The 816-nt window shown below is 71.8% G+C and carries 1 protein-coding gene and 1 pseudogene; both read right to left on the bottom strand.

What is annotated here, in order from left to right; all coding sequences use genetic code 11:
- Positions 1-52: 52 nt before the first annotated feature.
- Positions 53-199 carry a hypothetical protein gene (locus tag EAD89_RS30860; protein ID WP_199723191.1) on the bottom strand — a complete coding sequence of 49 codons (147 nt, stop codon included), beginning with the start codon at positions 197-199 and terminating at the stop codon, positions 53-55.
- A 106-nt stretch (positions 200-305) separates the two neighbouring features.
- Positions 306-816, bottom strand: a pseudogene (locus tag EAD89_RS30145) (peptidase M23); the annotation flags it as partial.

Genomic DNA, 816 nt, shown 5'->3' with positions numbered 1-816 from the left:
CACCGGGTCTCTCCCCAGGTCGGTGCGGCGGGCGGGACGGCCGGTGGGGCGCTCAGCGGCGGCGGTTGGACAGCCGGGCCGCCAACCCCTTGAGCTTCTGCTGGTTGGCGGGCTTGGCCAGCTCGCGCCGCCCCCGGTCGACCAGCTGCTGCCCCTTGGGTGATCGCAGGAACATGCTGATCCGCTGCATCAGTGACATGACGTCCTCCTGTCGGTGATCCCTGTGTCATGTGTACCCCGTACCCGCAACGGATGTACCCGGGACCCGACAGGCTCAACCCCAACCGTCCATAGTGGGCGGTAGGTTACCGCCCGGCCGGCACGATGGCGTCGACGACCGTGTTGGCCCGCCACTCGTGCTGCTGGTAGTGCTCGGGGTACGCGGAGACCTGGACCGCCTGGGCGGCGTCGGTGAGCCGCATCTGCTGCCAGCCGGGCACCTGCTCCAACGCGCTGAGGAACTGCCGGGTGGCGAACTCGGGGTCCATCAGCCGCCCCACCGGGCCCCAGCCGCTGCTGGAGCGCTGCTGGAACAGCCCGACGGAGTCGTGGTCCCAGCCGACACCCTGGTGCGGGTGGTCCTGCGACTCGGGCAGCACGCCGCTGGCCACGTTGTAGAGGTTGCTCTCCTGCATGGCGGTGGCCACCGCGATCACCAGGCCACGGCGGGGGACCCCCATCTTGCGGCCGGTCCGGACGATCGCCTCGGCGTTCTCCATCTGGTCCTCGTCCAGCCCGGCGACGGGGGCCGGGTCGGTCGGTCGCGCCGGGGCGGCCTTGCGCGCCGACCGGGTGGTGTCCGGGTCGGCGGAGGAG

It is taken from the genome of Micromonospora sp. BL4 (assembly GCF_003667505.1).
Taxonomy (GTDB): domain Bacteria; phylum Actinomycetota; class Actinomycetes; order Mycobacteriales; family Micromonosporaceae; genus Micromonospora.
Note: the sequence above shows the minus strand (reverse complement) of the source record. Positions and strands in the feature narration are given on the sequence as shown.